This window comes from Galbibacter orientalis DSM 19592, assembly GCF_000260115.1.
Lineage (GTDB): Bacteria > Bacteroidota > Bacteroidia > Flavobacteriales > Flavobacteriaceae > Galbibacter > Galbibacter orientalis.
Map to the genome: position 1 here is coordinate 149653 of NZ_JH651380.1, position 23277 is coordinate 172929.

Here is a 23277-nt window from a genome sequence, read left to right on the forward strand (position 1 = left end):
AAATCAAATATACAAATATTTTATTATGCATGCATAGTAAAATAAGGTAAAATTTGTTAAATCACAAAGTGAAGGCGTTTAAAATATTAAGGTAATAAAAAAACTCCCCAAAAAAGGAGAGTTTAATAAAAATTTATGTTAAGATTCTGTTACTCAATTGCTGAGTATAGAAGGGATCTATTTATGATCATATATCTTATTGTATAAATCGCTATATTTTTCTTTTATAATTCTTCGCTTTAATTTTAGTGTAGGAGTAAGGTGTCCATCTTCAACACTCCATTCATCTGGAGTAAGTTCAAACAATTTAATGCGTTCCCAACGTCCAAACTTTTCATTGTAGTGGTCTACTTCTTCTTGTATTCTTTTAATAACCTCAGGGTTGGCTATCATTTTTTTATAGTCACCATTTACTTCTATGTTATGTCGTTTTGCCCATTCTTCAACAAATTCAAAATTTGGTTGGATAAAAGCTGCTGGCATTTTTTCTCCCTCTCCAATCACCATAATCTGTTCTATAAATCGTGATTGTTTCATTAGGTTTTCAATTAATTGAGGCGCAACATATTTACCTCCAGAAGTTTTAAACATTTCCTTTTTACGGTCGGTAATTTTTAAGAAACCGTCCTCATCAATTTCTCCAATATCTCCAGTATGGAAATAGCCACCTTCCATGGCTTCATTTGTTTTTTCTTCGTCATTGTAATACCCCATCATAACATTAGGCCCTTTACAAATAATTTCTCCGTCTTCTGCAATTTTAACTTCTACCCCTGGAAGCATCTTTCCTACAGTCCCTATTTTCCATCCTCTATTTTTCTGGTCATTTACAGAAATAACAGGAGAGGTTTCTGTTAATCCGTAACCTTCCATAACAGGAATTCCAGCTGCTCCAAACACTCTAGATAGACGAGGTTGTAATGCGGCACTCCCAGAAACCATTACTTTTAAATTCCCACCTAAACCTTCTTGCCATTTACTAAAGATTAGCTTTCTGGCTATACTTAATTGGAACTCATACCATGCACCATTGGCTCCGTAGGGCTCAAATTTATGTCCTAATTCTATCGCCCAAAAGAATAATTTCTTCTTAATTCCTGTTAAATCTGCTCCTTTTGCGTAAATCTTATCATATACCTTTTCTAGGAGTCGTGGAACTACTGTCATAACATGAGGCTTAACCTCTTTAAGGTTGTCACTCATTTTATCAATAGATTCAGCAAAGTATATTTTAATTCCGCAATGTTGGTAGAGGTACACAACCATGCGTTCAAAAATATGGCAAATAGGTAAGAAGCTCAAAGCAACATCTCTAGGGTCTAACGGAACCCGTTCTTCACTTGCTAAAACATCTGAAACTATATTTTTGTGAGAAAGCATTACACCTTTTGGTCGCCCTGTAGTTCCAGAGGTATATATAATTGTAGCTAAATCTTCTGTAGTTACTGCCTTTTTTCGAGCTTCTACTTCATCTTGATTGCTTTTATCGTCTCCTAAGGTTAAAATTTCTTCCCAATTCTTAGTATTTGGAATGTCTCCAAAAGCATATACCTCTTTTAATGTAGGAACATTCTGCTTGATAGCATTTAGCTTCTCCAAGATCTCATTATCAGAAACAAAACAATAAGAAGCTCCAGAATGATTTAAAATATACTCATAATCTTCTTCTGAAATAGTAGGGTAAATTGGTACATTTTGGGCTCCTATTTGTAAGATTCCAATGTCTGCAATATGCCACTCAGTTCTATTTGTGTGTGTAATAACTGCAATTTTTTCATTAGGCTGAATACCTAAACGCAATAAACCTCTGCTGAATTGATTTGCTTTGTCAACATATTCTTGAGAAGAAGTATGTACCCATTCGTCTCCATATTTTGTTGAAAAGGCAATATCTAAATTATATTTTTCCAATTGATAGTATGGAAAATCAAACAAACGAGTTACTTTCATCATAGCTTTATATATGTTATTACTCACAAAGTGAGTCCCAAATTATTGAGATAGAGTGTACAGAAATACATCGGGACACTTTTTTTGTTCACTTAAAAGTCGAAAATATGACTTTTCTGAGATTGGTTACTGAATTGCAAATTATGAAATTTGCGGACTATTTTCAAAAGAACTCATAAAAAAAGGAGTTGATTGTTGGCAACTCCTTAATTATATATGATTTAAAACAGAATTATTTATTTTCTAGCCATTTTTTAGCATTTATAAAAGCTTCTAACCATGGAGAAACTTCATCTTTTCTTCCTTCAGGGTAATGTGCCCAGTTCCATTGAAAAATAGAACGTTCAAAATGTGGCATGGTAACCAAATGTCTACCATCATCTGAAACTAACATAGCCGTGTTGAAATCCGATCCATTTGGATTTGATGGATAGCCTTCATAACCGTATTTAGCAACTATATTGTAATTGTTTTCTTCTAGAGGGAAGCTAAATTTACCTTCACCATGAGAAACCCAAATTCCTAATTTACTTCCTTCTAAAGTAGAAAGCATGATTGAATTATTTTTCTGAATTTCTACGGAAGTAAAAATGCTCTCGTGTTTACCACTTTCGTTATGAAGCATTTTCGGTTTTTGAGTATGGTTAGGATTAATTAATCCTAATTCAACAAAAAGCTGACAACCATTACAGATTCCGATAGAAAGTGTATCTTCTCTTTTAAAGAAATTCTCTAGCGTTTGTTTTGCTTTGTCGTTGTATAAAAATGCTCCAGCCCAACCTTTGCCAGAACCTAAAACATCTGAATTAGAGAAACCTCCAACGGCGCCAATAAACTGAATATCTTCTAGCGTTTCACGCCCCGATATTAAATCGGTCATATGCACGTCTTTAACATCAAAACCTGCTAAATACATAGCATTTGCCATTTCTCGCTCAGAGTTACTTCCTTTCTCTCTAATAATAGCAGCTTTTGGTCGTTTTCCACTAACCTCAGGTAGTTTCCCTGTAAACTGTTTAGGAAATTTATAGATTAATGGCTGATTTTTATAGTTGTTATAACGTGCCTCTGCAACGTTATTTTGTGTTTGTTTTTGATCTAATAAGAAAGAAGTTTTATACCAAACATCTCTTAACTGACTCACGCTAAAAGAAAAACTATCATTGTTATTTATTATTTGTAAACGATCGCCTTCTAGTGGAGCTCCTATTTTATGGAAAGCAATTCCAGCTTTAGCAAGGGTTTCTTCAACAACAGTATTTTCTTTCGCTTGGAAAACAATACCAGCATTTTCATTAAACAATAATTTTATAGAATCTTTTTCCCCAATAGCAGACAAATCTAGTTGTGCTCCCAAATTAATATCAGCAAAACACATTTCTAATAGGGTAGTTATAAATCCACCACTAGCAACATCATGTCCTGCAAGAATTTGATTTTCTTTTATTAATGCCTGAATTGTATTGAAAGCTGTTTTTAAATTTTCAGCACTTTTAATAGTTGGAACATCATTTCCAACGCTGTTTAGTATTTGTCCGAAAGAAGAACCTCCTAATTTTAAGTTGTCATTAGAAAGGTTGATGTAATAAATACTTCCTCCATTTTTCTGTAAAACAGGCTCAACTACTTTTGTAATATCACTACAATGTGCTCCAGCAGAAATAATTACAGTTCCTGGAGAAATAACTTCTTCATTAGGGTATTTTTGCTTCATTGAAAGCGAATCTTTTCCTGTAGGGATATTAATTCCTAATTCAATAGCAAATTCCGAGCATCCTTGTACAGCTTCATACAAACGAGCATCTTCCCCTTCATTTTTACAAGGCCACATCCAGTTAGCAGACAAAGAAACCGATTTTAAACCTTCTTCTAAAGGAGCCCATACAATGTTAGTAAGCGATTCTGCAATAGAATTTTTACTTCCAGCAACAGGGTCGATAAGCGCAGAAATAGGGGAGTGCCCAATAGAAGTTGCCAAGCCTTCTTTTCCTTTAAAATCGAGTGCCATAACCCCACAATTGTTAAGAGGTAATTGTAAAGGACCAGCACATTGTTGTTTTGCAACACGTCCACCTACACAACGGTCGACTTTATTTGTAAGCCAATCTTTACAAGCCACAGCTTCCAGTTGGAGCACCTGCTCTAAATAGGATTGTATATTTTCAATGCTATAAGAAGCATCTTTATAATTTCTTTTTATGGTTTTATCGGTCATGATAGTTTTTGGAGAACTTCCAAACATATCTTCTAAAGCCAAATCCATTGGTTTATCTCCTTTGGTAGCCGATTCAAAACAGAAAACATCATCGCCAGTTACCTCTCCCACTTCATACATTGGAGAACGCTCTCGCTCTGCAATTCTTCTAAGTTTTTCGGTATGTTCTTTAGCAATAACAAGCCCCATTCTTTCCTGACTTTCATTACCGATAATCTCTTTTGCAGAAAGTGTAGGATCTCCAACAGGTAATTTATCAAGGTCAATTTTTCCTCCAGTATCTTCAACAAGCTCAGAAAGACAATTTAGGTGCCCACCAGCGCCATGATCGTGGATGGAAACAATTTCGTTTTCATCACTTTCAACCATTCCACGAACTGCATTTGCAACACGCTTTTGCATCTCTGGATTGGAACGTTGTACTGCATTTAATTCAATACCGCTGCTAAACTCACCAGTATCGGCAGAAGAAACCGCAGCTCCTCCCATCCCAATTCTATAATTTTCTCCTCCAAGAACAACAATTTTATCGCTTGCTTTTGGAGTTGCTTTTAAAGCTTGCTCTTCTTTGCCGTAACCAATACCTCCAGCAAGCATTATTACTTTATCAAACCCAAGTTTACGAGCTTCTTCTTCATGTTCAAAAGTAAGTACCGAACCAGCAATTAGCGGTTGTCCAAATTTATTTCCAAAATCGGAAGCTCCATTAGAAGCCTTAATCAATATATCGATAGGGGTTTGGTAAAGCCAATTACGTTCTTCCATAGCTTTTTCCCATGGTCTATTTTCTTCTAAGCGGGAATAAGAAGTCATATAAACCGCAGTTCCTGCTAAAGGTAAAGAGCCTCTCCCACCAGCTAGACGGTCGCGAATTTCTCCTCCAGCCCCTGTAGCAGCACCATTAAATGGCTCTACTGTAGTAGGGAAGTTATGTGTTTCTGCTTTAAGAGATAAAACAGCATTGAATTCTTTTTCTTGATAAAAATCAGGTTGATCGGCAGTCTTAGGAGCAAATTGAACTGCTTTTGGGCCTTTTACAAAAGCAACATTATCTTTATAGGCAGAAACAATTCCGTTAGGATTTTCTTCGGAAGTTTTTCTAATCATTTTAAATAATGAAGTCGGCTTTTCTTCTCCATCAATCACAAAAGTTCCATTGAAAATTTTATGACGACAATGTTCTGAATTTACTTGAGAGAATCCAAAAACTTCAGAATCGGTTAATTTTCTTCCTAGTTTTTCAGAAAGTTCATTTAAATAATCTATTTCTTCATCATTTAAAGCCAAACCTTCTTGTTGGTTAAACAAAGCAACGTCATTAATTTCCTTAATAGCTTCCGGCTCAATATTGATATCGAAAATATGTTGATCTAGGCTATTGTATTTTTGTGAGAGCATCGGGTCAAAATCTACCGTATCACTCGAACAGGCATGAAATTCTTCAATTCGTATAATCCCCTCAATGCACATATTCTGTGTAATCTCAACAGCATTTGTACTCCATGGAGTAATCATTGCTGCACGCGGACCAATAAAAAAAGCGTCTACAGACGCCGCTTCGATTTGTGGCTGATCGCCAAATAACCATGATAATTTAGTTATATTTTCTTGTGAAATTTTGCTGTTTGTTTGAACGGCAAATACCTTGATTTCTGGGTTTCCGAAGAAAAGGATCATACTTTGTTGTGTTTGTGTCTTAATGATTACAGACGTCTGTTTGAATTAAAGCGCAAATTTAAGAAATTACTTCTTATTTTTTATCGTAATAATGAAGCATTTATTATTGGGAGGGAGACAAAATATAAAAAGCAATTTTATATTCTCTTTTTGTGTGCTTAATTTATATAAGTATTCTTTTGAGTTTGTTAAGAGTTTACATCAAAATGTTCTTTATGCGCTATAAATATTGTCCACAAATTCACAGATATTTAGCATCCCTTCTATGGGAAAAGATATATTTGTGAATCTGTGGTAAACATACTTTATAATTTGCTAAAGGTTTCTTCAACTTTATGTGTAAAGTGGTTATTTTAAAGCTTTTTTAATACCTTCTTGCACCATTGGTTCCATAATATCATAGCCTTTAGATGTTGGGTGAACCCCATCCGAAGCTAATTCCTCACTGAGTCCTTTTTTATCGTCGACCATAGCAGTGTAATAATCAACATAAATAATAGAATTCTGGTTGGCGTAGGCTTTTAGCATTTTGTTAAGTTCAATAACTTTTTCAGTTGGATTGATATGTTCTCTCCACGGAAAATGATTGGCAGGAAGTGTTGAGCAAATTATAGGAATAATATTGTTTGCCTGTGCAAGTTCTACCATCGAAATTATATTACCATAAACATCTTCAAGCTCAATTGGGCCTGTGTTTTCGGCAATATCATTGATTCCTGCTAAAAATGTAACAGCTTTTGGTTTGAGGTCTATAACATCTCGACGGAATCTTAACAACATCTGAGAAGTTGTTTGTCCGCTAATCCCTCTGTCGATATACGGATTGTTTTCAAAAAAATCGGGATGCATATTTTTCCATCCTTCTGTAATAGAATTTCCCATAAAAACAACCAGATTTTCGGTAGCGTCCGGGGCTAGTAATGCTTTGTTTTCAGCAGCATATTTTTCGAAATTGGCAAATTCAACTGCCGTTTGTTGAGCATAGCTATTAATTCCTGAAAGGATGCAAACTAAAAGGAGAATATTTTTCATTTTTATAAATTTTGGTTAATGTCTTTTTCAAATATAAGGAACCTATTTATCTTTGAGAGATACATTTTTATTATGGAATATAGAGTTGAAGTTTTAGAAGAATATTTTTTGGTAGGAAAATCACTGTCAATGTCAATCCTTGAAAATAAAACAGCACTGTTGTGGAAGGGTTTTATGCCTGAACTTAAGAAAATTAAAAATATAATTTCTGAAGATTTATTTTCAGTAGAAGTTTATCCAACAGATTATTTTAATGAATTTGTGCCTCAAAAATCTTTTGAAAAATGGGCAGCCGTAGCGGTAGGGAGTTTTGATGAACTTCCAGCAGATATTAAACAATTACGTGTTCCTGAAGGGAAATATGCGGTGTTTAATTATAAAGGAAAATCTTCCGAAGCATTTAAACTCTATCAATATATTTATGGAGAATGGCTTTCTTTATCGGGAAACTCTTTGGATAATAGACCTCACTTTGCAGTAATGGGAGAAAAATATAAGAATGATGATCCGTCTTCAGAAGAAGAAATTTGGATTCCTATTAAATAGATTACCAATTATTAGCTGCCTGAGGTCCGCCCCACACTAAAGTAGCTAGAAAAGGATTGTCTATAAAAGGATTCCTGTTACCTTGAATTTTTTCAATTTTATTATTTCTATCGATTTCAAAAGTTGAAACAGGGTCTTCTGCATTCCATTTTAGAAAGAGTTCAATACTTCCAACGTCTTTTATAGATTCGTTATAGCGGAGGTTTAAATACAAAATCATTCTTGCCACATCTCCTTTCCATTCATCTCCAGGAAACCAACTTTTATATTCTAGTTTGTAGCTCCCGCTACCGTCAATAAATTTATTGTTACTTCTACGAGTATTCACGGTTTGGTCGCAAACTCTTAAATGATGTAAATCGCCTTTAGCGGTATTTTCAATTAGCGATTGTGGATATACATGTTCGGTATTAAAAGTCTGTTTTTTATATGGATTTTTTCCTGAAACATATTCTTTCCAATACCGTTCTTCTCCAGAATATATTAAAACTACATTTTTATTGTTTGTAGGGCTGGCGTCAATGTCGTACAAAAAATTATGGCGTTCTCTATAGGTTAATATATTGGTGTGCTTTGCAATTGTTGTGGTAGCTAAAGCTTCATACAACTCAATACTTCTTAAGCTAAAATCTATGTCTTTATAATAGTTTTTTAATTCCTTCGGAATAGAAAGCAAAGTAGAATCTTGGTTTGGATTAACCAAAACTACTTCTGCTGTTTTAAGCGAATTTTGCTTGCAACCAAATGCTGAAATTATAAGGAATAGAATTGAAAACTTTTTGAGCATAAAAAGAAGAATGTTAAAAGTTTTTAAAGTTAAAGAGTTATGTTGTTACAGGGTTTAAGGAAAAATTACTTTACTGAACACTGAACACTGAACACTGAACACTGAACACTGAACACTGAACACTGAACACTGTCAACAATTAGTCTATTTTTTCTCTAAAAGTGCCATATAGAAACCGTCAAATCCACTTTCAGAGGCTAATACTTTTTTATCTTTTACAAGCTTGAAATCTTTTCCATTTTCAGACTTTAAAAAGCTAGCTACTTGGTTTTGATTTTCTGATGGAAGAATTGAACAGGTAGCATAGACTAATTTTCCTCCTGATTTTACCATTTTAGAGTAATCGTTTAAAATCTGTTGCTGTGTACTTTTTATATTTTCAATAAACTCAGGCTGTAACTTCCATTTAGCATCTGGATTTCTACGTAAAACTCCAAGACCGCTACAAGGAGCATCTATAAGCACACGATCCATTTTATCATGGAGTTTTTTAATAACTTTAGTAGAGTCTATTTCGCGAGTTTCTATATTATGAGCTCCATTTCTTTTAGCTCTTCTTTTTAACTCTTTTAATTTATTTCCATAGATGTCTAAAGCTATAACCTGACCTTTATTATCCATTTTTGAAGCCAAGTGTAACGATTTTCCTCCAGCTCCAGCACAAGTATCTGCAACTCGCATTCCTGGTTGAACATCTAGAAAATCGGCAACCAATTGAGAAGAGGCATCTTGTACTTCAAAGAATCCATTTTTAAAAGCTTCAGTTCTAAAAATGTTTCCGCGCTCTTTTAATTGCAATGCATCAGGGTAGTCCTTAAGGGGTAAAGTTTCTATCCCTTCATCCATTAACAAATCTTGTAAAGCAATTTTGGTAGTTTTTAAGGTATTTACTCTAATAATTACATCTGCTTGCTCATTTAAGGCATGTAATTCTTTTGTCCAAACATCATTTCCTAACTCTTTTTCCCCTACATTATCTAACCAATCTGGAATGGATTCACGGTATTTTCGAGTTTTAGAAAATTCATCAAATCGACCTTTTATTTTTCTAGAAGGAGTTCCCTCTAATTGTTTCCAATCTGGAAGTTTAATACCTTTAAGTGTAGCCCAAACAGCAAAAATTCGCCATAAATTCTCTCTAGTAAAGGGTTCTTTTACTTCAGCAATTTCAGCGTATAATCTTTTCCAACGAACAATATCATAAGTTGTTTCAGCAACAAAACCTCTATCTCGAGATCCCCATCTTTTATCGCGTTTAAGAAGTTGTTCAACAACTTTATCGGCATATTTATTTTCATTAAAGATAAGATGAAGCCCATCGATTACGGCAAATACAAGATTTCTGTGAAGACGCATAAAATTCTATTTTATAAAAAAGAATCATTTAAGGTATTTCTTAGCAATGATTCTAGTACTTTTTTTAATCTCTATAAAGAGTAATTCTTCGAAGTTGACCTTGAGTTGTACTAAAGGCTTTGCATCGAAATATAATATTTTTTGTTTGTATAACTCGAGGGGTTGTACATATAGCTTAGTATGGACAACTCTCGAAATAGTTATTTAAAAAACTCAAGGTGTTTACAAATAAAAATAGTTACAAAATTTGAGTCTAAAAATAATTATTTGCAAAGGTATTGCTTTGTAAGGGATAAAACTTATTTTTAGAGCAAAATATATTGTTTTGAAGAAAATATTTATTGTTTGTTTATTGCTGATAGTTTCCTGCGGAAAGGAACAGTTTACACCTCATAACTATACTAAAGTGGAAGTGGAAGAGATTTATTCGGATTCGGTAAGTATCCGTGCAATTACTCTTATGCAAGGAAATTTAGGATTTGCGGGTTCTAATAATACTTTTGGAATTTATAATGCTTCGGAAGGGAGTATGGTAACTCAAAAAATGAAATTAGATTCATTAAAACTTGAGTTTAGAGCAGTAGCGACAACTAATACGGATTTTTATATGATGAGTGTTGGTAGTCCAGCTTTACTTTTTAAAACGGGCGACACAGGTAAAATGGAGGTTGTTTATAGAGAGAATCATAAAGCTGCTTTTTATGATTCAATGCAGTTTTGGAATGATGATGAAGGCATTGCTATGGGCGACCCAACCGACGGGTGTTTGTCGGTTATTGTAACTCGAGATGGTGGAAAAACATGGAATAAATTAAACTGTAATGTTTTGCCAGAAGGTGTAGAAGGAGAAGCAGCTTTTGCGGCTAGTAATACTAATATTTCTATTGTTGATAATCATACTTGGATAGCTACTGGAGGTAAAAAAGCACGAATTTTTTATTCTCCAGACAAAGCAAAAACATGGCAAGTTTTTGATACGCCAATAGTGCAAGGAGAAGCTACTCAAGGAATATATTCAGTCGATTTTTATGATGAAATGAAAGGTTTTATTATTGGAGGAGATTATACCAAGCCAGATGAAAATAAAGCAAATAAAGCGGTTACTACAGATGGAGGTAAGACATGGAATTTAGTTGCAGAAGGGCAAAATCCAGATTACCGTTCTTGCGTACAGTATCTTCCAGGGAGAGAAGCAAAAGAGCTTGTAACAGTAGGGTTTAATGGAGTTTCTTTCTCTAATGATGCTGGACAAACTTGGCAGCAACTCTCTGATGAAGCTTTTTATACCATCCGTTTTATAGACGACAGTACTGCGTATGCCGCAGGTAAAAATAGAATAGCAAAGTTGAGGTTTAAATAAGTAGCGTTTTATTTTTACTCTTTATTACGATGGTATTCTTTTCTTAAACGATCTAAAAGTTTTCTGTTAAAGTCGTCTTCTAATTTTTTTAGGAGGATGATTTTTTTTGCTGAAAGTACAGTTTCTAAATTAGCAACAAACTTTTTATTAAGTTCGAACTCGTTTTTCTCGATTTCTTCTAATTTTTTCAATAGAACTTTAGCTTCCTCTTCGGAAAGATTTTCAAAACCTTCTTCTTTTAATTGATGCTTAATCTTTTTATATTCTAAGTATTTAACTTTATGCATTTCTTCAAAATAAGCATTGTAGATAGGCCAAAACTTTTCGGCTTCCTGAGAAGAAAGTTCTAAATTATCGGTTAAGAATGCTATTTTAAGCGATTTTATATGGTCTTTTTTACTGCCTTTTTGTGCATTAGATTTAAATGCAAAAAGGCATAGTAGTATAAGAAGGATGTATTTTTTCATTGCTTTTTTGTGTAAAAAAAATTATTTATTTTCTGTAATAGTTCCTCCATAGGTATTCATATTTTCTTCTAAATAATCAAAAATATCATCCTCATTAAGGGCACTTGACATATCAATTTCAGAAAGCGAGACATCATTAAAAGCTTCCGTAATTTCGAATGTATTTAAGGAAAAATAACCCTCGTCAATATATGCGTCAATTTCTGATACTGCTATTCTGTTTATCTCAGTATTATTCTGTTTTGAAAGGGTATTGTTAATAAAAAATCCAATAACAAAAATAGCGGCAATACCAGCGGCATTATAGAACCAAGACATTTTTATAACTTTCGTTTTCTTCTTCGGAAGTACTTTAGATACAATGCTAGTTTCTAAGGTGTCAAAATAACTTTCAGGAACTTTAAAACCACTTTCTTTAGGAAGCATAGTTTTTGAGGTTATGCTATCAGACAAATGGTTTTCGAACTCTGAAAAATAGTTTTCAGGAACTTTAAATCCACTCTTTTTCATATGTAGTTTATCTTTTTCCATTAATCTTTTAAAAATGCTTCAATCTTTTTTACGGCATGATGGTAGGAGGCTTTTAATCCACCAACAGAGGTGTCTAATATTTTAGAGATATCTTCATATTTCATCTCCTCATAATATTTCATGTTAAATACTAAACGCTGTTTTTCTGGTAAACTAGCAATTGCTTGCTGTAGTTTTAACTGAATTTCATCTCCATCAAAATAAACATCAGCTTTTAGATTTTCAACCAAAAAGCTTTGTAATTCTTCACTTGAAGTATTAAAAATAGTAGCTTTTTTCTTTAAAAAACTGAGCGCTTCATTCGTTGCAATTCTATATAACCAAGTGTAGACAGCGCTTTCTTCTTTGAAAGAATTAATGTTTTGAAAAACCTTAATAAAAGTGTTTTGCAATACATCATCAGTGTCATCGTGGTCTAAAACAATTCTACGAATATGCCAATACAAACGCTCCTTGTAATTGGATACAAGCTCACTGAATGCTGTTTCTTGTGTGGCAACATTCTTTAAGTTTTTAATTAAAATATCTTCTTGCAATAGCGTTTATTTAACTCTTAGACTCTAAGTTATGAAAAAGGTTTAATTTGAAGGTGGATTTGTTTAAAACTTAAATCCCTCATTGAGGGTTTTATTCCCTAGAGCCTGTACTGAATATCTTGAAGGGTTCTATGTCGAAATGGATTAAATTATTTTTCTTTGAATCCCTCGTAGGCTTGCCTCTAGGTAGTTGATTTTATAAGTTTTTGATTTTTTGGATTCTGCATCACTTATTCTCCGATAAAAAATGAGTATAAATACTGAAGTATATTAATATCAAGGACCCTCTCATTGTTATTTATCAATACAAGAATAAAGTAGAATTTAAAAGAGGTTTCTTTATAAACTAAAAACCTTGTAATAATTACAATTTAATCTTTGTTCCATTCCCTTAAAACGAGCGGTCTTGCTTCTTTAATCTTTGTTCTATTCTCTTAAAACGAAGCGGTTTTGTTTCTTTAATCTTTGTTCTATTCTCTTACAGCGAAGCGGTCTTGTTTCTTTTTTTTCTTTACTCAAACGACTGCATTTCTACTAATTTCTGATAAACTCCTTTGTGGTTTAATAATTCTTGATGAGTTCCTTGTTCTACAATAACTCCTTTTTGCATTACGGCTATAGTGTCTGCATTCTGTATAGTGGAAAGACGGTGAGCAATAACAATAGAAGTTCTGTTTTTCATCATGTTTTCCAAGGCTGTTTGTACAAGCTTTTCACTTTCTGTATCCAGTGCCGAAGTGGCCTCGTCGAGAATCATGATTGGCGGATTTTTAAGTACCGCACGAGCAATAGAAAGTCGCTGTTTTTGTCCGCCACTTAATTTTCCTCCAGCGTCTCCAATATTGGTGTCAAAACCTTCTGGGAGTTCTTTTATAAACTCAAAGGCATTAGCAATTTTGGCTGCTGCTTCAATTTCTTCTTTAGTAGCATCTGGTTTTCCAATACGGATGTTGTTTGCTACTGTGTCATTAAACAAAATAGAATCTTGAGTAACAATCCCCATCAAGCTACGCAAACTCTTTATAGAAACATCTTTTATGTCAACATTATCTATTTCAATACTTCCATTGTTAACATCGTAAAAACGAGTTACTAAATTAGCAATCGTACTTTTTCCGCTACCAGATTGTCCAACTAAAGCAACGGTATTTCCTTTTGGAATGGTTAGATTAAACTCTTTTAAAACGAGTTCATCTTCATATTTAAAAGAGATATTTTTAATGTTTATTTCTTTATCAAAGCTCGTTTTATTAATAGCATTTGGAGCATCTTTTATAATGTTATCGGTTTCCAAAAGCTCTAAAATACGCTCCGCAGCTCCATTACCTCTTTTTAGACTATAACTAGCTTTTGAGATTGCTTTTGCTGGAGTTAAAATATTATAGGCAAGCATAATGTATCCTAAGAAAAAGCTTGCTTGCATACTTTGGTCTATAAAAACTAAATATCCACCGTAAACCAATAAAATAGCAATTACAATAATTCCAAGTAATTCGCTCATTGGGGAAGCTAGATTTTGTCTGTTTAATACCGTGTTAGAATATTTATAATAACGATTGTTGGATTCTGAAAAGCGTTTGTTGAAAGTGTCTTCTGCAGTAAAAGCTTTAATAACCCGAAGTCCCGACATGGTTTCTTCTAAAATTGACAGAAAAAAACCTTGTTCTTGCTGAACTTTTATAGATTTCCTTTTTAAGGATTTTCCAATTTTAGAAATTACAAAACCAGCAATAGGGATAAAAATAAATACAAAAAGGGTTAATTTCATGCTGAAGAAAAACATGAAAATTAGAGAAAATAATATTGTTAATGGTTCTCTTACTACCATTTCTAAAACGGAAAGTATAGAGTTCCTAACCTCTTCAACATCTCCACTTACTCTAGAAATAGTATCACCTTTTTTCTTTTCAGAATAAAAAGAAAGTGGTAAAGAGACTATTTTGTTGTACATATTGGTTCTAATATCTTTTAAAACGCCATTTCTTAAAAAAGTAATGTAAAACATCGCCATATAATTGGAGAGGTTTTTTAGTAAAAACAAGGTTATAATTACAGAAACCATAACCATAAGCGCATAAAAGCTTCCTTTTTCATTAATTAAATCTGACAAAAAATAGTTAAGAGAATCTTGTGCAAAATCTTTTATATGTGTAATTCCTTTAAATACTGGCTTTTTTGTGATTAGTTTATTATCTCCAAAAATAACTTGAAGCACAGGAATTAACGCCACAAAGGATAAGGTGCTAAAAAGGGCGTAGAGGATATTAAAAAAGATGTTTAGATAAGCAAATTTTTTGTAGGGCTTAGCAAAACGGATTATTTTTTTGAAGTAATTCATTTAATATTTTTAAGAGAAACCTATAAGGTATTTTCAAACTTTATATGGTAATATAACAGGGTACAAAGGTACACTTAATTATGAAATTAAGCCTGCCTTTTTTAGAGGCAGGCTTATGAGATGTTATAATTATTAAGATAAAATTAGAGCGATTAATTCGAGGTTCTAGTTTAGAATTGCGTTGATTATTTGTTAGCTCTAATACCAATCTAAATGCTAGTGACTTCATGCTTTTCATTTCTTTTGCTCGCCCAAAAGAAACGAAACAAAGAAAAAGACGCCTTATCCAATAAATTTTTTCGACAACGGGGTCTAAAAATCGTAACCGAAACGCTGTGTCGCTGCACTCCTAATCTCAGAGCTTTCGGTTGCTATTCTGAGGATAAAGGTTTTAGCTGCGCTAGCCATCAACACTGTTTTTAACTAAAGCCTAATTCAGTTTTAATTCCTTGATAATACGATCCATTTTTTTATCTAGTTTTTTTACTTCAGCAGTATAGTCAGTAGCATTTTTGAGCGTTCCTTTTGTGCTGAAATAGAATTTTATTTTTGGTTCAGTCCCACTCGGTCTAGCAGCAATTTTAGTGCCGTCTTCCGTATAATAGATTAACACATTGGAAGAAGGAATTTCTATTTCCTCTTTGTCTCCAGTTAATAAATTTAGACGGATAGAACTTAAATAGTCTTCTACGTATAGTACTTTTGATCCATCAATAACTTTTATAGGATTTTCTCTTAAATCAATCATCATTTGTTTGATTTCATCCGCTCCTGAGATTCCTTTTTTGGTTAGAGAAATCAATTTTTCTCTATAAAGACCAAACTCTTCATAACACTTTAATAAATCTTTATAGAACGAACTCCCTTTTGCTTTTGCATCTGCCGCAATTTCGCACGCAAGTAGGGAAGAGGTAACAGCATCTTTATCTCTCACAAAATCTCCTACCATAAATCCAAAACTTTCTTCACCACCGCCAATAAATTCTTGCATAGGGAAGTCTTTTATCATTTTGGCAATCCATTTAAAACCTGTTAATGCTTCTTTGTAATCTACTTGATAGCCTTTTGCTAAAGCACTCATCATTGGAGTAGAAACAATTGTAGAAGCAATGTATTGGTTACCGTTGATACGATTGGTTTTTTTCCATTTATCAAGAAGGAAGCGAGTCATTAAAACCATCGTTTGGTTTCCGTTTAGAAGCACCATTTTTCCATCGTTATCTCTAACAGCAATTCCTAATCGGTCACTGTCTGGATCTGTTCCAATAACCATATCGGCATTTAATTCATCTGCCTTTTTCATGGCCATAGCAAGGGCTTCTGGCTCTTCTGGATTAGGAGATTTTACGGTAGGGAAATTACCATCGGGTTTCCTTTGTTCTTCAACAATATGCACATTATTGTATCCCGCGCGTTTTAAAACCTCAGGAAGCACAGTAATAGAAGTTCCGTGTAGTGATGTAAAAACAATAGAGAAATCATCTTTCCCTTTGGCTCCAAAACTTCCGTTTTCAACAGAGGCGTTTATAAAAGCTTCGTCTACTTCTTTGTCTATGTATTCAATTTTATTTTCGTCAGCATTAAAATTAATAGTCTCAAAAGATAGGCTTTCAATTTCTTTAATAATTTCATGGTCTTCAGGTGGAACTATTTGTCCGCCATCCTTCCAGTATACTTTGTAACCATTATATTCTGGGGGATTATGAGAGGCAGTTAAAACAATTCCGCATTGGCAACCTAAGTGTCTTACCGAAAATGATAATTCTGGAGTGGTACGGAGTTCAGAAAAAAGATAAACTTTTATTCCGTTAGCAGAAAAAACATCGGCAACTACTTTGGCTAATGTATCACTGTTATGGCGACAATCATAAGCTATAACAACTTTTAGTTCTTCATTTGGAAACGACTTTTTTAAATAATTACTAAGTCCTTGCGTATTCTTTCCGAGAGTATATTTATTAATACGATTTGTTCCAACCCCCATAGTCCCTCGCATTCCTCCAGTACCAAACTCCAAGTTTTTGTAGAAACTTTCGTTTAATTCTTCAGAATTTAAATCTATAAGTTTTTGAACCTCTTTTCTTGTGTCCGCATCAAAGAAGTTGGTTAACCAAGTTTTTGCGTTGTTTAAATTTTCTTCTGATATCATTTTTGGCTAATTTTTTCAAATATATTTTAAGGTATGAAATTATGATGTTATTTCAACCTTAAAACTGTCTAAATTAATAGTCTGTTGTATTTTGTATCTTTTCTCTTGTTTTTTGGTTCTAAGAATAAGCTCTCCTAAGAAACCAGCAATAAAAAGTTGCGTACCAATAATCATTGCGGTAAGCGAAATATAGAATTGAGGACGCTGTGTTATGAGTCTTCCATAAGGACTAAAAAACAGCTTATCAATGCCTAAATAGATGGCAAAACAAAAGCCAATTATAAACATTAAAACCCCTAATGCGCCAAAAAGATGCATGGGTTGTCTTCCAAATTTTGAAATAAACCAAATGGTAATTAAATCTAGGAAACCGTTTATAAAGCGTTCCATTCCAAATTTTGTGGTTCCATATTTTCTAGCTTGGTGTTTTACTACTTTCTCTTCAATTTTAGTAAAACCTGCATTTTTTGCTAATACAGGAATGTACCGATGCATTTCTCCGTGTACATCTATTGTTTTTACTACCGCTTTACGGTATGCTTTTAGTCCGCAGTTGAAATCGTGAAGCTTAACCCCGGAGGTTTTTCTTGCAGCCCAATTAAAAAGTTTTGAAGGTAAATTCTTAGAAATAACCGAGTCATAACGCACTTTTTTCCATCCAGAAACTAAGTCGATATTGTTATCTTTTATGAGGTTGAATAGTTCGGGAATTTCTTCAGGATTGTCTTGAAGGTCTGCGTCCATTGTAATAACTACATCGCCTTGCGCCATTTCAAAACCAGCATGTAGTGCCTGTGATTTCCCAAAATTCTTTAAAAAGCGAATCCCTTTTACAGAACTGTTATTTGCAGAAAGGGTTTGAATGGTTTCCCAAGAATTGTCTGTACTCCCATCATCTATAAAAATGAGTTCATAAGAAAAACGATTGGATTGCATAACTTTTACAATCCAATCGTGTAATTCTATTAAAGACTCTTGTTCGTTGAGTAGTGGTATAACTACTGATATATCCATGAATGTTTTATATCTAAAATAAAAATCAAAGATATGAATTACATTTCATTTTCAGATTTTTTCAAGATAAGTCCTGTTATTAAAGAAACAATAAATCCAATAAAAATATTAAAGATGAAAATAATAGGATAGGTTACCCAGAAAAACTTCTGTTGCATTTCTACCGCAGTATCGATTTGTTCTTGAGTTAATTCAGGATTGTTTTCAATCATTCCTGCTCTAGCTATATCTGCTATTTTCGTGCTAAAATCGGGGTCGATAACATTTACATATAATAATAGATATATAACTGTAATAACTGCACCTATAAGAGCAGTTCCGATACCAGTTTTCAAAGCTTCACCAAGGGTTAAATAACCTCCGTTTGCTTTTTTAAATTGAAAAATTGCTAGAGCAATAATAGCGACTAAGAAAACAGTAGAAACTATTTGTTTCCCCATTCCTTGGTCATATTGCATATCCATAAAGTAAAGCATTAGGCTAAAAATAATTCCAATACCACCAAGAATAAGACCAAACCTTATTGCAAATTTCCCTGTTGTTGGTTGTGTGTTTTCCATTTTTTTATAGTTGAATAGTTTTATATAAAATTAGTAGATATTCTTGTATATTTGTTACATAAAATAGAAATAAAAAAAATACTTACAATTTTTGAGTAAAAAGTATTGGTTATCTAAAATAAATTGATAAATTTGCACCTCGAAAAAATTGTGAAGTTTAAAATATATAGCGATGAGAAAAGGTATACATCCAGAAAATTATAGATTAGTTGCATTTAAAGACATGTCTAACGATGACGTTTTTATTACTAAATCTACAGCAGAAACAAAAGAGACTATAGAGGTTGATGGTGTTGAATATCCTGTGATTAAATTGGAGATTTCTAGATCATCGCACCCTTACTATACTGGTAAGTCTAAACTAATTGATACGGCAGGACGTATTGATAAGTTCAAAAACAAATATTCAAAGTTCAAAAAATAAAGAACTTTTATACGTATACAGAAACCTCTGATTTTTTCAGAGGTTTTTTTGTTTTTAATACAGTTTTTTTTAACTGTAATCTCTTTTTTAAATAACATTCATTAAACTATCTTTATTCCTTTATTGTGTGGAATGCTAACATACTGTTAATATGAAACAGATATTGATACTGTTTGGTCTGATTTTTATTTTGCATCCAACATTTGGACAGAAACGGTTGGATATACCAAAAACTCGAGTAGTGGAAAGTTTTATTAAAACTTTACCAAAAAAAATAAGGGAACTCGATTTGAAAGATTTAAGGACATCAACAGATTCTTTGAATATTAGGATTTGGCAAACTCACGAAGTCTTTACTATAAATTATAATAACGCTACTTTTTCTAATTACAAAATCTACACTACTAATGAAAAATTAGTATTTAAGACGTTTAAAATATCAGAGCAAATTTCTAAGAATATAATGGATTCCTTGTTAGTTTCAAGAGTAATGAATCTTGAAAATGAGGATTATAGAGGGGTTGATGGGGGTTTTGTATTCATTGAAATTTCAACAAAAAATAGTTATAAGATAGTTAGTTTTTGGTCGCCAAGTTCAGAAAGAAGTGACAACTGTAAAACGGTTGTTCAAATTCTTGGCATGCTTGATAAAACTGTTGACACAGGAAATTTAAAGAGTGAGTTTTTAAACTCTTTATCTTCTGGGAGTTATCGGTGGGGAATGACGAGTATTCGGATTGATAGATTTTTAGATAAAGACGTATCCAAAACAGATTTTTACTATAGAGCCGGGAAGAGGATGAGAAGGGAGTTAAATATTACTGACAAAACCGATCATTGGAATTTTCCATTAATACTTGTAGATAAAAAAACAGCTAAGATTTCAGATTTAAATAAATACACGAACAAGCAAATTGCTAAATTTGAAATTCTAAAGCCAAACAACAATTCGACTGCTATATATGGATATAATGGGAGTAATGGAGTTGTATTAATTGAATTGAAATAAATATATTTTAAAATTATTTACCATGAACTATATTCTTTTTGATGGTCCTTCGCGCAACGCCTTGTTGCCTTTTACATATACTCGTCCTGTTGCTGATATTAGAATAGGAATACTTACTATTCGTGAAAAATGGGAGAGATTTTTGGGTTACACTACCACTACAATTACAGAAGATTATTTAGCTGAAAAATTTCCAATGGTAGAAATGGAACAAAATATTCTTATTAATTCGTCTTTTTTACCAAATGAAGATTTAATCGAGTTAGTTAAAAACTTAGAGAATAATCAAGCTATATTTTTAGGAGAAGAGGTTATTGCTTTTTACACAACAGAAGCTCAAGAAGAGGTAGATTTGTCTAAATACGAGGCTATTGAATATGAGGGAGAATGTATTCAAGTTCAAAATACATGGGATATTTTTTCAAAAAATGGAGAAGCTATAGAAGCCGATTTTAATTTAATAACTTCAGATAGAGCTAGTCAGCCAATTCCTAGTAGTAACAATGTTATTGCTGCTGAAAATATATTTTTAGAAGAAGGGGTTTCTGTCGAATTCTGTACGCTTAATGCTGCTAATGGGCCTATTTATTTAGGGAAAAACTCTTTAGTAATGGAAGGCAGTATTATCCGTGGTGGATTTTCACTTGGGGAAAATGCTATTGTAAAAATGGGCGCCAAAATATACGGACCAACTACTATTGGTCCTGGTTGTAAAATAGGAGGAGAGGTAAATAATTCGGTACTTTTTGCTAACTCTAATAAAGGGCACGAAGGTTTTCTTGGAAATTCTGTTTTAGGCGAATGGTGTAATATTGGTGCAGATACTAATAGCTCTAATCTTAAGAATGATTATTCACCAGTGCGTTTATGGAATTATGAAACCGAAAATTTTGCAAAAACAGGTTTGCAGTTTTGTGGACTTATGATGGGAGATCATAGCAAGTGTGGAATCAATACAATGTTTAATACAGGAACAGTGGTAGGGGTAAGCACAAATATTTTTGGAAGTGGTTACCAACGAAATTTTATTCCAAGTTTTCAATGGGGTGGAACAGGTGGTTTTACAACTTACCAGCCCAAAAAGGCATATGCTACCGCAAAAGCAATGATGGAGCGTCGGGGTTATGAGTTTAATGCTGAAGAGGAAGCTATTTTAAATCATGTTTTTGAAATAACAAAAAGGTGGCGTAAAGAGTAATTATTCATTGGTTTCAAATTTAGTCGAAACTATGCATTCATTACATCCGCTTCAGCTTTTAAAAACTTATTATATGCCACGAATACACTAATATATATTGGTTTTACAATCATTTGTGTATTCGTGGCAAAACAGACTTTAAGTCCATAGTTGTTTGGTTAAAATTTTTAATACAAAACTATAATATTCAGTTATTTATATTGTTTCTTTTTAGAGAAAAATATTCGACTGAGCGGCTAATCCTTTAATACTTCCAAATAAGTTGGTATATTTGTACGCTTTTTTCAGTAGCCGCTTTTAAGCTGAAGAATAGGTGAAAAATTTATCTTAATGGAAAGAAAGAAAGTTGCATTTTATACACTTGGTTGTAAACTGAATTTTTCAGAAACCTCTACTATTGCTCGTAATTTTACGGAAGAAGGGTTTGATAGAGTCGATTTTTCTGAAGAAGCAGATATTTATGTTATCAATACATGTTCTGTAACCGAAAATGCAGATAAACGCTTTAAATCTATTGTAAAACAATCTCAGAAAGTTAATCCTGATGCTTTTGTTGTGGCTATAGGTTGTTATGCACAATTAAAGCCAGAAGAGCTTGCTGATGTAAATGGTGTTGATCTGGTTTTAGGGGCTACCGAAAAATTCAAAATAACCGATTATTTAAACGACCTTTCTAAAAATGATTTTGGAGAAGTGCATAGTTGTGAAATAGAAGAAGCCGATTTTTATGTAGGGAGTTATTCTATTGGCGATCGAACGCGTGCCTTTTTAAAAGTCCAAGATGGTTGTGATTATAAATGTACGTATTGTACTATTCCTTTAGCTCGTGGGATTTCAAGAAGTGATACCTTAGAGAATGTCTTGACAAATGCTAAAGAAATTTCTGATCAAGGGATAAAAGAAATTGTCCTTACAGGAGTAAATATTGGCGATTATGGAAAAGGGGAGTTTGGAAATAAAAAACACGAACATACTTTTTATGAGCTCGTTACAGCTTTAGATAAAGTAGAAGGGATTGAACGTCTCCGTATTTCTTCTATAGAGCCTAACCTTTTGAAAAATGAAACCATCAATTTTGTTTCTCAAAGTAGAACTTTTGTTCCTCATTTTCATATTCCATTACAAAGCGGAAGTAATCATATTTTAGGGTTAATGCGTAGAAGGTATCAGCGTGAGCTTTATGTTGATAGGGTGAGTCAGATAAAAAAAACAATGCCTCACGCTTGTATTGGGGTGGATGTAATTGTTGGTTTTCCTGGAGAAACAGATGAACATTTTCTTGAAACTTATAATTTTTTAAATGAATTAGATATTTCTTATCTGCATGTATTTACTTATTCTGAAAGAGATAATACAGTGGCGGCAGAAATGGAAGGGGTGGTTCCTGGTAAAGTTCGTGCTAAACGCAGTAAAATGCTTAGAGGGTTGTCTGCAAAGAAAAGACGGGCTTTTTATGAGAGTCAGTTAAATACGCAAAGAACCGTATTATTTGAAGGAGAAAATAAAGAAGGATATATCCATGGATTTACAGAGAATTATGTAAAAGTGAAAGCTCCTTGGGATCCAGCATTAGTAAATACATTACAAACGGTAAAGCTTGATAAAATTGATGATGATGGTTTGGTGAGATTTGAATTTGTAGCAAATGAGATGTTGGTGAGGTAAGTCTGATGGATAATGCTGTATATTCTGTAAAAAAGTTTTTTTATTGAAAAGATAAATAAAAAGTGGCTGCCTAAAATGCATCTAAGTTGCATTTTAGGCAGCCACTTTTTAAAATTCTATAAATTTTCGAATTCTTCTCTAAGTTCTTCTTTGGTTTTTCCTGTTTTTTCTTGAACTCGTCCTAGCATTTCATCAAATTTACCTTCAGCAACCGTTAAATCGTCGTCAGTTAAATCCCCGTATTTTTGTTTTACTTTTCCTTTAACTTGATTCCACTTTCCTTTTAATTCTTCAGTATTCATAATAATTTTTTTAATGATTAATAGTTTTCTTTAATCCCTCTGCAAACATGCCTTAAGGGAGTTTACTAAAGATCTTGTTTTAATCATTGAAAATGTTACAAATCCTTCCTAAGCTTATCATAATAAATGTTATTTTTTAGAAAGAAAAGTTAAGGTGTCTT

19 protein-coding genes are annotated in these 23277 nt (G+C 33.0%); 6 read left to right on the forward strand and 13 right to left on the reverse strand.

From position 1 onward, the window contains the following. Positions 1–177: 177 nt before the first annotated feature. The 3 genes from JOOMADRAFT_RS17940 to JOOMADRAFT_RS17950 all read right to left on the reverse strand — a co-directional run bounded on the left by JOOMADRAFT_RS17940 (position 178) and on the right by JOOMADRAFT_RS17950 (position 6874). Complete coding sequence (locus JOOMADRAFT_RS17940; protein ID WP_040880271.1) at positions 178–1953, reverse strand: AMP-dependent synthetase/ligase; 1776 nt, start codon at positions 1951–1953, stop codon at positions 178–180. A 229-nt stretch (positions 1954–2182) separates the two neighbouring features. Continuing rightward, positions 2183–5842, reverse strand: coding sequence for a phosphoribosylformylglycinamidine synthase (gene purL, locus JOOMADRAFT_RS17945; protein ID WP_008615958.1), 3660 nt, complete (start codon positions 5840–5842; stop codon positions 2183–2185). Between the two features lie 348 nt (positions 5843–6190). After that, positions 6191–6874, reverse strand: a complete 684-nt coding sequence (locus tag JOOMADRAFT_RS17950; protein ID WP_008615960.1) for an SGNH/GDSL hydrolase family protein — start codon at positions 6872–6874, stop codon at positions 6191–6193. A gap of 72 nt (positions 6875–6946) precedes the next feature. Here JOOMADRAFT_RS17950 and JOOMADRAFT_RS17955 point away from each other — a divergent pair, with 72 nt between their 5' ends. Next, positions 6947–7420 (forward strand): GyrI-like domain-containing protein, encoded by a 474-nt coding sequence (locus JOOMADRAFT_RS17955; RefSeq protein ID WP_040880275.1) that lies wholly within the window; start codon positions 6947–6949, stop codon positions 7418–7420. Between the two features lies 1 nt (position 7421). Here JOOMADRAFT_RS17955 and JOOMADRAFT_RS17960 read toward each other — a convergent pair whose 3' ends face one another. Continuing rightward, on the reverse strand, positions 7422–8207 hold the full coding sequence (locus tag JOOMADRAFT_RS17960) for an endonuclease I family protein (protein WP_008615965.1): 786 nt from the start codon (positions 8205–8207) through the stop codon (positions 7422–7424). 144 nt (positions 8208–8351) lie between these two features. Further along, a complete protein-coding gene (locus JOOMADRAFT_RS17965) occupies positions 8352–9563 on the reverse strand; it encodes an RsmB/NOP family class I SAM-dependent RNA methyltransferase (RefSeq protein WP_008615966.1) in 1212 nt (403 codons plus the stop codon). 325 nt (positions 9564–9888) lie between these two features. Here JOOMADRAFT_RS17965 and JOOMADRAFT_RS17970 point away from each other — a divergent pair, with 325 nt between their 5' ends. Next, positions 9889–10923 carry a WD40/YVTN/BNR-like repeat-containing protein gene (locus JOOMADRAFT_RS17970; protein ID WP_008615968.1) on the forward strand — a complete coding sequence of 345 codons (1035 nt, stop codon included), beginning with the start codon at positions 9889–9891 and terminating at the stop codon, positions 10921–10923. 14 nt (positions 10924–10937) lie between these two features. Here the strand turns inward: JOOMADRAFT_RS17970 and JOOMADRAFT_RS17975 are convergent, their stop codons facing one another. The 7 genes from JOOMADRAFT_RS17975 to JOOMADRAFT_RS18005 form a co-directional block, all read right to left on the reverse strand. Further along, complete coding sequence (locus tag JOOMADRAFT_RS17975) at positions 10938–11390, reverse strand: hypothetical protein (RefSeq protein ID WP_008615970.1); 453 nt, start codon at positions 11388–11390, stop codon at positions 10938–10940. A 21-nt stretch (positions 11391–11411) separates the two neighbouring features. Further along, a complete protein-coding gene (locus JOOMADRAFT_RS17980; RefSeq protein ID WP_008615973.1) occupies positions 11412–11921 on the reverse strand; it encodes a hypothetical protein in 510 nt (169 codons plus the stop codon). After that, a complete protein-coding gene (locus JOOMADRAFT_RS17985; RefSeq protein WP_008615974.1) occupies positions 11921–12457 on the reverse strand; it encodes an RNA polymerase sigma factor in 537 nt (178 codons plus the stop codon). Before JOOMADRAFT_RS17985 ends, JOOMADRAFT_RS17980 begins: the two co-directional genes overlap by 1 nt. A 511-nt stretch (positions 12458–12968) precedes the next feature. After that, entirely contained in the window at positions 12969–14795 is a 1827-nt protein-coding gene (locus JOOMADRAFT_RS17990; RefSeq protein ID WP_008615975.1) for an ABC transporter ATP-binding protein, read from the reverse strand. Between the two features lie 430 nt (positions 14796–15225). Then, entirely contained in the window at positions 15226–16944 is a 1719-nt protein-coding gene (locus JOOMADRAFT_RS17995; RefSeq protein WP_008615976.1) for a phospho-sugar mutase, read from the reverse strand. Between the two features lie 39 nt (positions 16945–16983). Continuing rightward, positions 16984–17958 carry a glycosyltransferase family 2 protein gene (locus tag JOOMADRAFT_RS18000; RefSeq protein ID WP_008615977.1) on the reverse strand — a complete coding sequence of 325 codons (975 nt, stop codon included), beginning with the start codon at positions 17956–17958 and terminating at the stop codon, positions 16984–16986. Positions 17959–17996: 38 nt separating this feature from the next. Beyond that, entirely contained in the window at positions 17997–18518 is a 522-nt protein-coding gene (locus JOOMADRAFT_RS18005; RefSeq protein ID WP_008615978.1) for a DUF4199 domain-containing protein, read from the reverse strand. Between the two features lie 172 nt (positions 18519–18690). On the opposite strand from JOOMADRAFT_RS18005, the gene JOOMADRAFT_RS18010 reads away from it, so the two are divergent. From JOOMADRAFT_RS18010 to mtaB, 4 genes are all read left to right on the forward strand, one after another. Then, on the forward strand, positions 18691–18942 hold the full coding sequence (locus JOOMADRAFT_RS18010) for a type B 50S ribosomal protein L31 (protein ID WP_008615979.1): 252 nt from the start codon (positions 18691–18693) through the stop codon (positions 18940–18942). Positions 18943–19093: 151 nt separating this feature from the next. After that, positions 19094–19951, forward strand: coding sequence for a hypothetical protein (locus JOOMADRAFT_RS18015; protein WP_008615980.1), 858 nt, complete (start codon positions 19094–19096; stop codon positions 19949–19951). A gap of 22 nt (positions 19952–19973) precedes the next feature. Continuing rightward, the gene (locus JOOMADRAFT_RS18020; protein WP_008615981.1) at positions 19974–21149 is read left to right on the forward strand and encodes a GlmU family protein; all 1176 of its coding nucleotides are present in this window, start codon (positions 19974–19976) and stop codon (positions 21147–21149) included. A gap of 330 nt (positions 21150–21479) precedes the next feature. Further along, positions 21480–22814, forward strand: a complete 1335-nt coding sequence (mtaB, locus tag JOOMADRAFT_RS18025) for a tRNA (N(6)-L-threonylcarbamoyladenosine(37)-C(2))-methylthiotransferase MtaB (RefSeq protein ID WP_008615983.1) — start codon at positions 21480–21482, stop codon at positions 22812–22814. 116 nt (positions 22815–22930) lie between these two features. On the opposite strand, the gene JOOMADRAFT_RS18030 is transcribed toward mtaB, so the two are convergent. Further along, positions 22931–23116 (reverse strand): CsbD family protein, encoded by a 186-nt coding sequence (locus JOOMADRAFT_RS18030; RefSeq protein ID WP_008615985.1) that lies wholly within the window; start codon positions 23114–23116, stop codon positions 22931–22933. Between the last annotated feature and the right edge of the window lie 161 nt (positions 23117–23277).

Coding starts and splice junctions, on each gene's coding strand:
- JOOMADRAFT_RS17940 (WP_040880271.1), bottom strand. CDS start 1,953: ATGATGAAAGTAACTCGTTTGTTTGATTTTCCATACTATCAATTGGAA.
- purL (WP_008615958.1), bottom strand. CDS start 5,842: ATGATCCTTTTCTTCGGAAACCCAGAAATCAAGGTATTTGCCGTTCAA.
- JOOMADRAFT_RS17950 (WP_008615960.1), bottom strand. CDS start 6,874: ATGAAAAATATTCTCCTTTTAGTTTGCATCCTTTCAGGAATTAATAGC.
- JOOMADRAFT_RS17955 (WP_040880275.1), top strand. CDS start 6,947: ATGGAATATAGAGTTGAAGTTTTAGAAGAATATTTTTTGGTAGGAAAA.
- JOOMADRAFT_RS17960 (WP_008615965.1), bottom strand. CDS start 8,207: ATGCTCAAAAAGTTTTCAATTCTATTCCTTATAATTTCAGCATTTGGT.
- JOOMADRAFT_RS17965 (WP_008615966.1), bottom strand. CDS start 9,563: ATGCGTCTTCACAGAAATCTTGTATTTGCCGTAATCGATGGGCTTCAT.
- JOOMADRAFT_RS17975 (WP_008615970.1), bottom strand. CDS start 11,390: ATGAAAAAATACATCCTTCTTATACTACTATGCCTTTTTGCATTTAAA.
- JOOMADRAFT_RS17980 (WP_008615973.1), bottom strand. CDS start 11,921: ATGGAAAAAGATAAACTACATATGAAAAAGAGTGGATTTAAAGTTCCT.
- JOOMADRAFT_RS17990 (WP_008615975.1), bottom strand. CDS start 14,795: ATGAATTACTTCAAAAAAATAATCCGTTTTGCTAAGCCCTACAAAAAA.
- JOOMADRAFT_RS17995 (WP_008615976.1), bottom strand. CDS start 16,944: ATGATATCAGAAGAAAATTTAAACAACGCAAAAACTTGGTTAACCAAC.
- JOOMADRAFT_RS18000 (WP_008615977.1), bottom strand. CDS start 17,958: ATGGATATATCAGTAGTTATACCACTACTCAACGAACAAGAGTCTTTA.
- JOOMADRAFT_RS18005 (WP_008615978.1), bottom strand. CDS start 18,518: ATGGAAAACACACAACCAACAACAGGGAAATTTGCAATAAGGTTTGGT.
- JOOMADRAFT_RS18010 (WP_008615979.1), top strand. CDS start 18,691: ATGAGAAAAGGTATACATCCAGAAAATTATAGATTAGTTGCATTTAAA.
- JOOMADRAFT_RS18015 (WP_008615980.1), top strand. CDS start 19,094: ATGAAACAGATATTGATACTGTTTGGTCTGATTTTTATTTTGCATCCA.
- JOOMADRAFT_RS18020 (WP_008615981.1), top strand. CDS start 19,974: ATGAACTATATTCTTTTTGATGGTCCTTCGCGCAACGCCTTGTTGCCT.
- mtaB (WP_008615983.1), top strand. CDS start 21,480: ATGGAAAGAAAGAAAGTTGCATTTTATACACTTGGTTGTAAACTGAAT.
- JOOMADRAFT_RS18030 (WP_008615985.1), bottom strand. CDS start 23,116: ATGAATACTGAAGAATTAAAAGGAAAGTGGAATCAAGTTAAAGGAAAA.